The sequence below is a fragment of the Ruegeria sp. HKCCD6157 genome (assembly GCF_013110685.1).
Classification (GTDB): domain Bacteria; phylum Pseudomonadota; class Alphaproteobacteria; order Rhodobacterales; family Rhodobacteraceae; genus Ruegeria.
The window spans coordinates 116,711-130,255 of record NZ_WVRB01000001.1 but is presented as its reverse complement, the minus strand read 5'-3'; the positions used below and the strand labels follow the sequence as shown (position 1 = coordinate 130,255).

At 56.1% G+C, this 13,545-nt stretch carries 9 protein-coding genes; 6 read left to right on the top strand and 3 right to left on the bottom strand.

Going from position 1 to position 13,545, the window contains the following annotated elements; genetic code table 11:
* Positions 1-8 precede the first annotated feature (8 nt).
* The 6 genes from GS612_RS00560 (at position 9) to GS612_RS00535 (ending at position 10,491) form a co-directional block, all read left to right on the top strand.
* A complete protein-coding gene (locus tag GS612_RS00560; RefSeq protein WP_152460302.1) occupies positions 9-1,013 on the top strand; it encodes an ABC transporter ATP-binding protein in 1,005 nt (334 codons plus the stop codon).
* Positions 1,010-1,783: an L-iditol 2-dehydrogenase gene (locus tag GS612_RS00555; RefSeq protein ID WP_152460303.1), complete on the top strand. Its 774-nt coding sequence runs from the start codon at positions 1,010-1,012 to the stop codon at positions 1,781-1,783. Before GS612_RS00560 ends, GS612_RS00555 begins: the two co-directional genes overlap by 4 nt.
* Positions 1,783-3,288, top strand: coding sequence for a mannitol dehydrogenase family protein (locus GS612_RS00550; RefSeq protein WP_171638730.1), 1,506 nt, complete (start codon positions 1,783-1,785; stop codon positions 3,286-3,288). The genes GS612_RS00555 and GS612_RS00550 overlap by 1 nt, the downstream gene beginning before the upstream one ends.
* Before the next feature lie 472 nt (positions 3,289-3,760).
* Positions 3,761-6,679 (top strand): M10 family metallopeptidase C-terminal domain-containing protein, encoded by a 2,919-nt coding sequence (locus tag GS612_RS00545; protein ID WP_171638729.1) that lies wholly within the window; start codon positions 3,761-3,763, stop codon positions 6,677-6,679.
* A gap of 756 nt (positions 6,680-7,435) precedes the next feature.
* Complete coding sequence (locus GS612_RS00540; protein WP_371809250.1) at positions 7,436-9,175, top strand: type I secretion system permease/ATPase; 1,740 nt, start codon at positions 7,436-7,438, stop codon at positions 9,173-9,175.
* Positions 9,175-10,491 (top strand): HlyD family type I secretion periplasmic adaptor subunit, encoded by a 1,317-nt coding sequence (locus GS612_RS00535; RefSeq protein ID WP_152460306.1) that lies wholly within the window; start codon positions 9,175-9,177, stop codon positions 10,489-10,491. The genes GS612_RS00540 and GS612_RS00535 overlap by 1 nt, the downstream gene beginning before the upstream one ends.
* A gap of 11 nt (positions 10,492-10,502) precedes the next feature.
* On the opposite strand, the gene GS612_RS00530 is transcribed toward GS612_RS00535, so the two are convergent.
* The 3 genes from GS612_RS00530 to GS612_RS00520 are packed head-to-tail and all read right to left on the bottom strand — an operon-like array spanning position 10,503 to position 13,526.
* Entirely contained in the window at positions 10,503-11,510 is a 1,008-nt protein-coding gene (locus GS612_RS00530) for an extracellular solute-binding protein (RefSeq protein WP_171638728.1), read from the bottom strand.
* Complete coding sequence (locus GS612_RS00525; protein WP_171638727.1) at positions 11,489-12,868, bottom strand: sensor histidine kinase; 1,380 nt, start codon at positions 12,866-12,868, stop codon at positions 11,489-11,491. The genes GS612_RS00530 and GS612_RS00525 overlap by 22 nt, the downstream gene beginning before the upstream one ends.
* A complete protein-coding gene (locus tag GS612_RS00520; protein WP_171228792.1) occupies positions 12,858-13,526 on the bottom strand; it encodes a response regulator transcription factor in 669 nt (222 codons plus the stop codon). Before GS612_RS00520 ends, GS612_RS00525 begins: the two co-directional genes overlap by 11 nt.
* Between the last annotated feature and the right edge of the window lie 19 nt (positions 13,527-13,545).

Genomic DNA, 13,545 nt, shown 5'->3' with positions numbered 1-13,545 from the left:
CATTCCTCATGGGACGCATACAACTCAAGTCCGTGACCAAAAGCTTCGGCGACGTTCAGGTCATCCCTCCGCTGGACCTGACCATTGAAGATGGCGAATTCACCGTTTTCGTCGGCCCTTCGGGCTGCGGAAAATCCACGCTGCTGCGCCTGATCGCAGGGCTGGAAGACATCACCAGTGGCCACATAGAAATCGATGGAGCAGACGCAACAGACGTGCCGCCCGCCAAACGGGGGCTGGCAATGGTGTTCCAATCTTATGCGCTTTACCCGCATATGACCGTTCGCAAGAACATCGCCTTTCCGCTGCGCATGGCGAAACTGGATCAGGCTGAAATCGATAAGCGGGTTGAGGGCGCGGCCAGTGTCCTGAACCTGACTGATTACCTGGATCGCCGCCCGGGCCAGTTGTCCGGTGGTCAACGCCAGCGCGTCGCCATTGGTCGGGCTATCGTTCGTGAACCGGCCGCGTTCCTGTTCGATGAACCGCTTTCAAACCTCGACGCAGCGTTGCGGGTGGGCATGCGGTTGGAGATCAGCGAGCTGCATGAACGCCTCGCGACAACGATGATCTACGTCACCCACGATCAGGTCGAAGCCATGACGATGGCGGACAAGATCGTTGTGCTCCAAGCTGGCGTGATCGAACAGGTTGGCAGCCCGCTGGAACTGTACCGAACGCCACGCAACCTGTTTGTTGCAGGATTCATTGGCTCGCCAAAGATGAACTTTATCGAAGGGCCCGAAGCGGCAAAGCACGGCGCGCAAACGATCGGCATTCGACCGGAACACATCGCGGTGTCGGACTCCGAAGGAGAATGGTCCGGGCGCGTCAGCGTCTCTGAACATCTTGGTTCGGACACGTTTTTCCACGTCCACGACACCGGACTGGCCGAGACAATCACTGTTCGTGCCGATGGCGAGGTTGGTTTCCGCCATGGGGATCGCATTCATCTGACCCCACGCGCCGATGTGATCCACAGATTTGACGCAGACGGTCTGCGGATCGAATGAAACGTCTGACGGGCAAAACCGCCCTGATTACAGGGGCTGCGCGGGGAATTGGATTGGCATTTGCCAAGGCCTACGTGGCAGAGGGCGCGCGGGTCGCCGTCGCCGACATCGACATCCAGCGCGCGCAGGACGCGGCCGCTGGAATCGGCGCGGCAGCTTTCGCTGTCGAAATGGACGTGACCGACCAGCAGAGCATCGATCAGGCCATAGCCAAAACCGCGGCGCAATTCGGCCCAATCGACATTCTGATCAACAACGCGGCCATCTTCAGCGCCGCACCATTCGTCGAGATCGAGCGCGCCGACTACAATCGGGTGTTTGACATCAACGTCGCGGGCGCGCTGTTTACGATGCAGGCCGTCGCCAAACATATGATCGAGCACGGAACCAAAGGCCGAATTATCAATATGGCCTCGCAGGCCGGGCGAAGGGGTGAACCTTTGGTCGCTGTCTACTGCGCCAGCAAGGCGGCGATCATATCACTGACCCAATCGGCGGGGCTGAACCTGATTTCTCATGGGATCAATGTAAACGCGATTGCCCCCGGTGTCGTCGATGGCGAACACTGGGATGGCGTGGACGCCTTTTTTGCAAAACACGAAGGCAAACCCCTTGGCCAGAAGAAGCGCGAAGTGGCGGCAGCTGTTCCATATGGCCGCATGGGGCGCGCGGAAGACCTGACGGGCATGGCGGTTTTTCTAGCCTCTGACGAAGCCAGGTATGTCGTCGCGCAGACTTACAATGTCGACGGCGGAAATTGGATGAGCTGATGGACCCTGTGGCGAACGCAAAAACCCCTGCACGGCTGCGGCAAGAGAGCCTTTCCAAGCTGCCAACCACCGTGAAGACTCCGATGTATGAACGTACGGATTTGACGCCGGGCATCGTTCATATAGGATTGGGTAACTTCCATCGTGCGCATCAGGCCTGGTATATCCATCAGCTCATGCAGCAGGGGTTGGCCCATGACTGGGCAATCGTCGGAGCGGGTGTGCGAAGCTATGACGCCGTCATGCGAGAACGATTGCTGGCGCAGGATTGCCTCACAACTCTGATCGAGTTGGGACCAAACGGAATGTCCGCCGAGGTGATTGGCCCGATGATCGACTACCTGCCGATCCAAGACAACAACGCCGCCCTTATCCACGCGATGGCCGACCCGGCCACCCGGATCGTTTCGCTGACTGTTACCGAAGGGGGATATTTTCTGGATGCCAACAGCGGCGCATTCGATTTCGATCACGCAGATATCCGTCATGACGCAGAAAACCCCAATCAGCCGCGTACGGCCTTTGGCGCAATGGTTGCGGCACTCAGACGACGGCGCGCCGAGGGGTTGACCCCGTTCACGGCGCTCAGCTGCGACAATCTTCAGGGCAACGGAACGATTTTGCGAAACTGTGTTGTGGGATTGGCGCGCATGTTCGACCCGGAACTGGCCAACTGGATCGACAGGCATGGCGCGTTTCCGAACTCGATGGTCGATTGCATCGTACCAGCGACGACCGACCAATTGGTATCGCAATGCCGCGCCCTTGGCGTCGATGACAGAGCGCCCGTCTCGCATGAGAACTTTCGCCAATGGGTCATCGAGGATGCCTTCTGCGCCGGGCGCCCGCCCCTCGAAAACGTCGGCGCAATACTGACCAACAACGTCCATGGTTACGAGACCATGAAGTTGCGCATTCTGAACGGAGGCCATCAACTGTTGGCAAATGTCGGAGAAATACTGAGTGTTCCGACGATTGCCGACTGCATGAAGGACCCGGACATCGTGGCGTTTTTTCGAAAAGTGCAGGTCGAAGAAATCCTTCCGCATGTCGAAGCGGTTCCCGAAACCACTGCAAGTGAGTACCTTGAGTTGATCGAAAGCCGATTTGCAAACACGGCGATTCACGACACCACACGCAGGGTTGCATTCGACGGATCGGCAAGACATCCCGGATTTTTGCTGCCGTCGCTGCGTGATGCTCTCGCATCAGGGTCTTCCGCAAACGGGCTCGCTCTCGCCGAAGCGTTCTGGTGCCGGATGTGCGCGGGTATTCGTGAGGATGGCTCCGTGATCACCCCCAATGATCCCCAGTGGGAAAGCCTGAACAGCACTGCAAAAGCGTCCAAAGCTGATCCTGAGCTTTGGCTGGAACAGGGTTTCTACAGCGGTGATTTTGGAATCAGCACACAGTTTTCCAACGCCTTTGCCCGCTGGCTGACCCTGATATGGCAGCGTGGCAGCCGGGCCGCCATTGCTGAGTATGTTGCCAACGGTTCAACGTAGCAAATCAATCTCGGCGCTCGGTTCAATCGGGACCCATGCGGTGCGGTATCTGACCCTTGGAGCCTTGTCTGACGTTGACGCAAATAGGGCCTGCAATCTGCCGAAAATGGCATGGATGTCACCCTCGGCGGCTCTGACCGGTTCACCGCCTTGGGCAAATCCCCACTACAGAGTCCATGGAATAAGCGAAAGTTTGCCACCGGATCAAAAGCTCCGAGAACGGGTCCAAAAAAATAAAAAAATACTTGGCAGAATGCCTAAACCCTAAACGGCCGCAGATGCCTGGTTCAGCCAAGGAACACGGGTTTCTGTTGCACTTATGAGACGGTTCTGCCGTTGAAAGAAAGTGTCATTTGAAACATGGTGTCACCTGCTGTTTCAAAAGGGTTGGTGCATAGTAGTTTGTCATAAAAAGAACAATTTAAGCGTGCATCCGAGTGCAATCTAATCTTCCGAGGTACAGGGCTGAGCAATGGCTACTACGACTATAATACCAAGACCTTCCGCTTCTTCTCCGCTCAGTCCAATACAAGGTTATGTTGCCTACGGTGACGGCAATCCTGCGACCACCACCGTAATTTCTTATCACTTCGAACAATACGCGGGTACACAAGCGTGGACTGCGGAATACAAAGCAGAATTCCGAGCGGCTCTCTCTGCAATTGAAGCAGTCGCAAATGTGACTTTTGTCGAATCCGGCAGTGCCTCTGCCGACTTGGTGGAAGTTATTGCGCCCACAAGCTTTTTTTCAAATCCCAGAACGCTTGGCTACCACTACACGCCATCGCGCAACCCCTCCGAAGGCGCCTTCAACACCGCTTACTGGACTGCCGGAACAAATGGAAACGGCGATCCGGGCGGGTTTTTCTTTACTACGTTGCTCCACGAACTGGGTCACGCGCTAGGGTTGGGTCATCCCCACGACACCGGTTTGGGTACAACCGTGATGAATGGCGTTACATCGCCATTTGACTCTTTCGGGACCGGCAACCTGAATCAGGGTGTCTACACGGTGATGTCGTATAATGATGGCTGGACCCAACAGAACGGAATTCTCTCTGTCAACGCGACTTATGGTGGTTCAACTGGGCTCGGCGCTCTGGACATTGCTGCGTTGCAGGCGATGTATGGCGCCAATACCAACCACAACTCTGCCAATAATACCTACACGCTTCCTTGGGCAAACGTTGCGGGTACCGGCTATCAGTCTATTTGGGATACTGGTGGAAACGATACCATCCAGCATGTCGGCAGTTCGAAGGCGCGGATCGACCTGCGGGCCGCAACACTGGATTATTCCGAGACCGGCGGCGGCGTAGTGTCTTACGCAGAGGGCATAAAGGGCGGCTTTACAATCGCGCATGGCGTTGTGATTGAAAACGCGATCGGCGGGACCGGTGACGACGTGATCGTCGGGAATACCGCTCAGAACGTTCTGAATGGCAACCATGGTCACGACAAAATCTATTCAGTGTCCGACGGAACCAACAACAACACCGTTTATGGCGGCTTGGGGAACGACACCATTTATCTGGCGAACGGTTCCGGCGCAGACCAGGTTTTCGGCGGCCAGGGCGACGATTGGGCCATTGTGACCAACAATGCCGGCTCGTTTTCCGGAGGAAGCGGTACTGACACAGTCCGATTTGTCAGCGCCATCAGCAGCTATCTGTTCATCAAAAACGGCACGAAATACGAATTTATCGATGCCGTTTCGCGTATCACCTTCACGGTGGAAGATGATGTCGAAGCCATTCAGTTCCTGAATGGATCACAGGCGTATACTCGTTCGAATATCGAAGCTGCCATGCAGCTTTCGGATATCGAGACGACCGGCACTACACTGAAACATGCAAGTCAGGGCATTTACGTTCTGGATGCAGGCAGCTCGAACGTGACGCTGGTATTTAATGGTCAGGCTGTTGGTCAAAACACGATCGCCGGCTGGCAGGCCATTCAGGCCGAGGCTTCAGGCGGCGGTTACAAAGTGCTGTGGAAAAACGTGGATGGGACGTATGGGGAATGGACCGTCAATGCCAATGGTCAGTTCCTCAGCAGCAGCAGCATCGGCAACGTGGCTGATGTTGAAGCCTTCTATGGCGCTGATTTGAACAATGACGGGCTGACGGGTCATGGTACGGTCACGGTTGAAACCACTGGCTCCACGACACTCGTTTCGTCAAGCCTGGGTTCATACTTGATTAATGGCACCATTGAACTGACCCTAAACGGTGCCAAAGCCGGCTCGGGCAGTTTCCCTGGCTGGCAGGCCATTCACGCCGAGGCTTCGGGCGGCGGCTACAGGGTGCTTTGGAAGAATGCTAATGGCACGTTTGGGGAATGGGTGACGGATGCCAATGGTCGTTTTGTCAGCAGCAGCACCATAGACGACGTCAGGGATGTCGAGGTCTTTTATGGCGCAAATCTGAACAATGATGGGCAAATCGGCCATATCACGACCAGCATCGAATCCAACGGTTCCACGACGCTGGGATCGTCAACCAATGGCGCATATGTAATCGGCGGCAGCATCGACTTGAAGCTCAACCAGGCTAATGCCGGTCCTGGCAGCTTCCCGGGTTGGCAGGCACTTCAGGCCGAGGCTTCGGGTGGCGGCTATCGGGTGTTGTGGAAGAACTCGGATGGGTCCTACGGTGAATGGACGACGAATGCGGCCGGTGAGTTCCAAAGCAGTACAACAATCACCAATGTTGCGGATGTAGAGGTCTTCTATGGTGTAGACCTGAACAATGACGGGCTGACGGGTCATGGAACGATCAGCATTGAATCCAACGGCGCGACAACGCTGGGGGCGACAACCCAAGGTGAATATCTGATTGGCGGCACCACCAAGTTGACATTCAACAACGCCACTGTCGGACCGAACAGCTTCTCCGGATGGCAGGCCATTCACGCCGAGGCTTCAGGTGGCGGCTACCGGGTATTGTGGAAGAATTCGGACGGAACTTACGGTGAATGGGTCACGGATTCCAATGGTGTATATGTCAGTTCCAACACCGTCCCTGACGTGGTCGCGGTCGAAACTTTCTATGGCTTTGATATCGATGGCAGTGGGACAGTGGGATACGGATTGCCCAAACTCGCTCGGTTTACTGAAGGCGATCAGAAAACGCCGATGGGCGAAGAAGTTTTGGGTGTGTCCGATTGGGATGAAACGGTCGATATTCTAAAGTTCGTCCCTGACCTTGAGGCTCCCGAAGACGTAGAAGACGACTACACACTGGTGAGCTTGCATCAGGCTCAGGACGGGGCGCTTAACGTTTCCGAAGACTCATTGGCCGCCGTATTGGGTGGGAACTTGGAGGTCGAAGATGACGAGGCCAGTCCGACACTTACACCCCATTTGGACGAAGACAGCTTTTGGATTTAAAGATCCTTTGGCGCTGGAGGCGGCTCGTTCGGTTAAACTGACGGTGCCGTTTCTGGCGTAGTTCTCTGAGTACGTTTGTGATTTCAATCAGTGTCCCGGCCCGGCAGGCCCGCCTTGTCAGCTCTGTCAAACCAAACAGCAGAGTGAAAACAAATCGCCAAGGTTTGAGCGGAGCCGTAGCAACACATCCTGCCGCCAGCAAGCCACCACCGGTGTTTCCAGGCAGTTCTGGCAACATCTTAAACCCATAGTGTCCCGCGCGAAGTTCCGCGATCGATCACGGTGATACTCCAAACATCTTTGCGAGGAGGTATTATTCGTTTGTCCTATTGGCCCTGATAGTTTGTGCGGTCGCGCTGCTGAAATGCGCGAACACGCATCTTCTGTGCAGCCTGAGTAGGCGCTCTTATTTTGATCTCGGGCGCTGACGCAGGCTTTGCAATCAGTCATCACCTGACGCGGATTGTGCGGGCCATCATTGGCGTATCCGTCGCCGACAACCTGATCTTGCGTTGGCCCAGACCTCGGAACTGGTCAGGTGCTTTTGGCCGCGACCGCATAGTTACCGCATAGTTACTGCGCGTCGGAACCACCGAGTTCAAACGTTGAGACAGTCTTTGCGACGTTGGCCAAAAAGTGCTTCTTCCAGCCCGCAGTCTGCGGTTTCTTGCTCAAAAAAACATGTGCAAACTTGGCAATGCTGAACTAACTTTCTAAATGCGGCGATGCCTGTCCGAATGATGTGGATTTTAAACTGTGAAACCTCAACACCGCCTGTCAGCGGCCCCTCGCCATGAATTGCGCAACGTGCGCAATCAGGGCATTGCCTTTCTGGCCTTGGCGTTTTTGTTCAGCATCTTCGTCAACCTGCTCATGCTGACAGGTCCGCTGTTCATGCTGCAAGTATATGATCGGGTTCTTGGTTCACGGGCAGTTGAAACTCTGACCGCACTGTTTTTGCTTGTTGCGTTGCTTTATGCGCTGATGGCCATGCTGGACTATGCGCGCGGTCGCATCGTTGCCCGCTTTGGTGCGCGGTTCCAGTCGCAGCTGGATGAGCGCGTTTTCGAAGCCACAATGCGCCGATCTCTGGTGCCTCAGGTGCGATCGGCTCCGGCGACTGCATTGCGCGATCTCGAGACCATTCGCACCTTGTGCTCTTCGCCCGTGTTGCTTGCAGTTATGGATATTCCGTGGACACCTGTCTTCCTGGGGGCGATATTCATTTTTCATCCACTTCTTGGCTGGTTGGCCGTTGCAAGTGGCGTGCTGCTTGTGGTGATCGCATTACTCAACCAGGCCCTGACCAGCCGTAAGGTGGCCGAGGCACAATCCGCGGCGGCTCGGGCGAATGCCTTTTCCGAACACGCAAGGCAAGCAGCTGAGGTTGTGCGCTCTCAGGGAATGCAGGCGGACGTGACCAGGCGGTGGTTGAACCAGCGTTCCGAAGCTTTGCGTCAAAGCATTTCCGCCAGTGACTGGACTGGTAGCTTCACGTCGCTGACGAAATCGCTTCGGCTTTTCCTGCAATCTGCCATGCTGGCTTTGGGCGCGTGGTTGGTACTGCAAAACGAAATGACGCCCGGGGCGATGATTGCGGGCTCGATTCTCTTGGGACGGGCCTTGGCCCCGGTGGAACAGGCTGTCGGCCAATGGAGTTTGGTCGAACGGGCACGCACGGCGTGGAGTTCGTTGAACCGGTTTCTGGACCAGACGCCGCCAGAGGAACAGCGGATTCGTTTGCCGATCCCCAAATCCCAATTGGAAGCCAAATCCCTGACGGTAATCCCTCCGGGTGCTACTGCGCCAACGTTGCGGAATGTTAACCTGAAACTGGAACCGGGAAAGGCGCTTGGTGTGATCGGGAAAAGTGGGTCGGGCAAGACGACCCTGGCCAAGGCTCTGCTTGGGCTTTGGAGACCGGCGGCTGGCGAGATCCGGTTGGGCGGGGCCACGTTGGACCAATATGATCCCAACGATCTGGGCAGCCATATCGGATACTTGCCGCAGCAGGTGACCCTGTTCAACGGAACCGTTGCTGAAAATATTGCACGGATGTCGGAAAACCCGGATTCAGAAGCGGTGGTTGCGGCGGCCAAGAAGGCCAAGGCACACGAACTGATTCTGTCATTGGAAAAGGGTTACGGCACCTTTCTTGAAGGCAATGACAGTCAGTTGTCGGGCGGTCAGAAACAGCGCATTGCGCTGGCCCGTGCGCTGTATGGCGACCCGGTCCTTCTTATTTTGGACGAACCGAACTCGGCCCTCGACGCAGATGGCACCGAAGCTTTGAATGCAGCCGTGCGCGGCCTCAAGGAAGCGGGAAAGGCCGCCATCATCATGACGCACCGCCCGCAGGCCATTTCGGAATGTGACGATCTTGCTGTTGTGGAAAAAGGCCAGGTGGTGAGGTTTGGCAGCCGCGACGAGGTTCTGAACGCAATGGTCCAGAATGCGGGCGCGATTAAGCGCAAGCTTAGCCCCGTAGGTGAATAATGGCGAAAAAATCAACCAAGACACCCGTCCCCGTCTGGGGCATCAAAATACCTGCGCTAGTGGGATTTCTTGCCCTTGGCATTCTGGTCGGCGGGTTGGGCCTTTGGGCCGTGAAAACGCGGCTGGCCGGGGCGATTGTATCTTCGGGCGTCATTGAAGTTCAAAGCAACCGTCAGGTCGTTGAACATCCTGACGGCGGCGTGGTCGGCGAGATTTTCGTGCGCGACGGTGATACGGTTGCCTCGGGCGATTTGCTTTTGCGGTTGGATGACACATTTCTGTCTTCAGAACAGACGATTGTAGAATCTCAACTCTTTGATCTTCTGGCCCGCCGCGCCCGGCTGGAGGCCGAGCGGGATGGCCTGACATCCGAAGAATTGGCCACGCGCCTGGCTGAGGTTCAAAAAGAATACGATATCGATCCGGACCTGATTGCAGGGCAACAGAACCTGTTCGATGCCCGGCTGGAAACGCTGTCCAAGCAGGACGAACAACTGCGCAAACAGTTGGTTCAGATAGAAAGCGAGATCGCAGGCACGCAGGCTCAGTTGGTCTCGTTGCGCCGCCAGACAGAGTTGATCGAGGCGGAGTTGAAGGATCAGCAAAGCCTGTTGAGCAGGGGTCTGACACAAAACAGCCGCGTGCTGGCGCTGCAACGCGAAGAAGCCAGCCTGACAGGCGAAATCGGCAAACTTGAAGCCTCCGTTGCGCGCCTGAAGGGACAGATTGCATCAACCGAGATCAAGATTGTCGAACTGACCGCGACCCGGCGGGAAGAAGCGATCACTACTTTGCGGGACGTTCAGGCGCAGGTGGCAGAGCTGTGGGAACGACGTTTGTCCCTGGCGGAACGTCTGGCCAGGCTTGAAATTCGCGCACCTGTCAGCGGTACGGTTTACGGCAGTCAAGTTTTTGCCCTGCAATCGGTCATCCAGCCGGGCGAACCCATGATGTATGTGGTTCCGCAGGACACGCCGCTGTTGGTGGCAGCGCGGGTGGATGCGATCCATGTGGATCAGTTGCATGTCGGGCAATCCGTTGCCCTGCGCTTTCCGGCGTTCAATCAGCGCGAAACACCCGAACTCGAAGGACAGGTCAACAATGTCTCTGCGGACACGTTCACGGATGAACAGTCCGGTTTCACCTTTTACCGCGCCGAAGTGGTGCTGAACGACGGTGAGATCGACCGGCTCAACGGCCAGGAGCTTTTGCCGGGTATGCCGGTTGAGACACTGATCAAGACCGACGAACGCACGCCGTTGTCCTATCTTGTGAAACCGATGGCAGACTACTTCAACCGCGCGTTTCGCGAATGATGCGGACGCGGTTATCGCTGGATGACCGCGTTTTCCCATTCAGCCAGAAAACGGCGGCGTTTCAGCCTGTCCAGAAATGTCATGAGCCCCGGGTCCAGCCCAATCATTTCGCGATCGGTGCCAGTTTCGTGCGGGGCCAAGGGCGGCAAGGTAACGGGGTCGCCTACCCGTTTGGTTTGGTTGGAAATCAGGTGTTTGAGAAAAGACGTGGCGGCGTCCGGTTGCGGGGTGCCATTCAGCACCATGGCCGTGCGCATCATGGTCGTCTGAAAATCCGACGGCAGAATGATTTCCACCGTGTCCTTGCTTCCGGCGCGGGCTTCGGCGTAGCTGCCCAGAACGTTGTAAGCCACTGCAATCTCACCTTTGACGAGGTCATCGATCATATCCGCCGAACAACAGTACAGGCGTACGTCCAATCCACCCATCACCTCCATAAGCCGCCAATACGTCTCGGACGCGCGGGCATCCTGCGTTGCGAACAGATAACCCAGACCGGATTGACGGATGTCATAGGTGCCCACACGGCCCCTGAAATCATCGGGACGCAAACGAAGGATTTCGATTAGTTGTTGCCGGGTCTCGGGGATGGGGCCGCCGGCAAAGGCCGCGCGGTTAATCACGATTGTCGCCGGTTCCGATGTGAACGCGAACAGGCTTTGATGCCATTGGGCCCAGGATGGCAGCGATATGTCGTCGATGATACGCCCGAAACCGTCGTTTGCCAGCTTCAGTTGCAGATCCATCGCGCTGGATATGACAACATCGAAGTCTTCCGGCGCGGCGCGGACTATTCGGTCGATATCTGCGGTGCCGGTCACCAGGTATTCGACAGAGATACCAGGGTTTTGTTCGATGAAACCCGCAATCAAGGGTTCGAACAGAAAGGTGTCCGTGCTTGAGATCACGCGTAGATGCGCCTCATTTGCCGAGGCGTTGAAAACCTGCCTGTCCTCCCAGGTTTGGGCGGCAACAACGACAGGAAGGCTGAAGAAAATCAAAGCGATAAGATAACGCACGCGCCGCCCCCCTGCCGATTGGTCAATTCCAGTGAGCCACCATGCGCAGATGCCACGTCCTGAACGATTGTAAGGCCCAATCCGGATCCGATGGTTCCGCTTGCGTTCTTCCCGCGCTCAAAACGGCGCGTCAAAGTGCCGATCTCGTCAGGAGGAAACCCCGGCCCAAGGTCTTTGACAATTATCTGAATGCGTGGCTCCGAAACAACCTCGATGCGTACGACACTGTCCGCAGGGGCATATTTCAGAGCGTTGTCGATCATGTTGCGCACAGCGTTTTGAATAAGAATCGGATCACCCGAGTAGGAAACCTTTGGATCGCCACTCAGGGAAAGCGACAAGTCCTTCATCTCGGCGATTGGCGTGAGACGCTGCACCAGATCACGGACCAAAGCATTGAGATCAATGTCTTCGCGCTCCAGATGATCGGCGCGGAACGTGATCATCGCATGATCCAGCAATTGCCCCGCCGCGCGCGAGCTTTCATCAATCGCCCGCACCATTGAGCGCAATGCTTCGCGATTTTCTTCCTTTTCAACCCTCTGCAACGTGGCATCGGCATAAGATCGAACGGTTGCCAAAGGGGTGCGCACCCGGTGGGCCGCTTCGGCGATGAAATCTTCCGATTGGCTCAATGACTGATCCAGTCGCCCCATTAAAGAGTTCAACGACGCCACCAAAGGCGCCATTTCCCGGGGTACGGGCTTTTTGAACGGGCTCAGGTCCTGTGGGCCGCGCCGGGTGACAGAGGTCGTAAGCCTGTTCAATTGGCCAATCGTAGACGAGGTGGCCCAGAACGACAGCGCAGCGGCAAGGGCAAAGAACCCGACGCCCAAAATCGCCGCGTTGCGTGAAATCTGGTCCAGAGTTTCCGCAAGCGCGTCCTGCGTTTGGCCCAACGCGACCTCGATGACGGTTTGTTTGTTCAGGCCCACCAGGGTTCGCTGAGCACTGACCTGACGTATGGTTTCACCCCTTATCCGACTGGTTTGAAAGCTCCACTTGCCGTCGAATTTCCCTGTGGCCGGCTGCAGATCTTCATATCCTGAAAGAAACGCGCCATCCTGAAAAATTGCGTAAAAAACCCGGTCGTCGGACGGTGTGCTGAGCATGGCGAAGGCTGCATAGGGAATATCAACCTCCAACTGACCGTCGCGCAAGGCAGCCGCGTCCAGAATTGAGGTGACCGACGCCCCAAGGATGTTGTCCTGCCCTTGTTGCGCGACCTGTGCGGCATAGTTGCGAACCGCGATGAACAGAAGAAACGCCAATATCGCGGCACCACCGATCAAAGTCAGGACCAGCCTGTTCCGAAGCGATCCTGACACATAGGGATCAGGAGGGGGATCAGGAGGCATGATCCAGCCTGTATCCAAGACCGCGAAGCGTGGTGATCTTCAGGTCCGACGGTTCAAGATGTTTACGAAGGCGGCCAACGTAAACCTCGATTGCATTGTCCGAGACATCGTCATCATAAGAAAAAAGCCGGTCGGTCAGTTTCTGTTTCGAAAAAACCTGACCAGGCGCGCTGATGAACAGTTCCAGAAGGCGCAGTTCCCGGTTGCGCAACGAAACAGTCTCATCCCCTACGGTCAGATGACCTGCCAATGGATCAAAGACTATTCCGCCCACTTCTATCGTTGTCCGTGAATTCCCGGATTTGCGACGCAGAACGGCGCGGCAGCGGGCCTCGAGTTCGGCGTGGTCGAACGGTTTGGTGACATAGTCGTCGGCCCCCAGATCCAGCGAACCGATTCGATCCGAAACCTGGCTGCGTGCGGTCAAAACGATCACGGGGGTATCCAGATGACCTGCGCGATGCCGTTTGAGAAAGTCGCGCCCGTCCCCATCCGGCAACATGATATCCAACAGAATAAGGTCGTATTCCTGAGTTTCGGTAAAGGCAGTCGCCTCGTCCAATTTAGACGCATGATCAACCACATGGCCGTCTAACCTCATGCGCGAACAGATGGCGTTCGCCAGATCAAGATTGTCTTCCACAAGGAGGAATTTCATGGGATTTTTGCTATTTTTC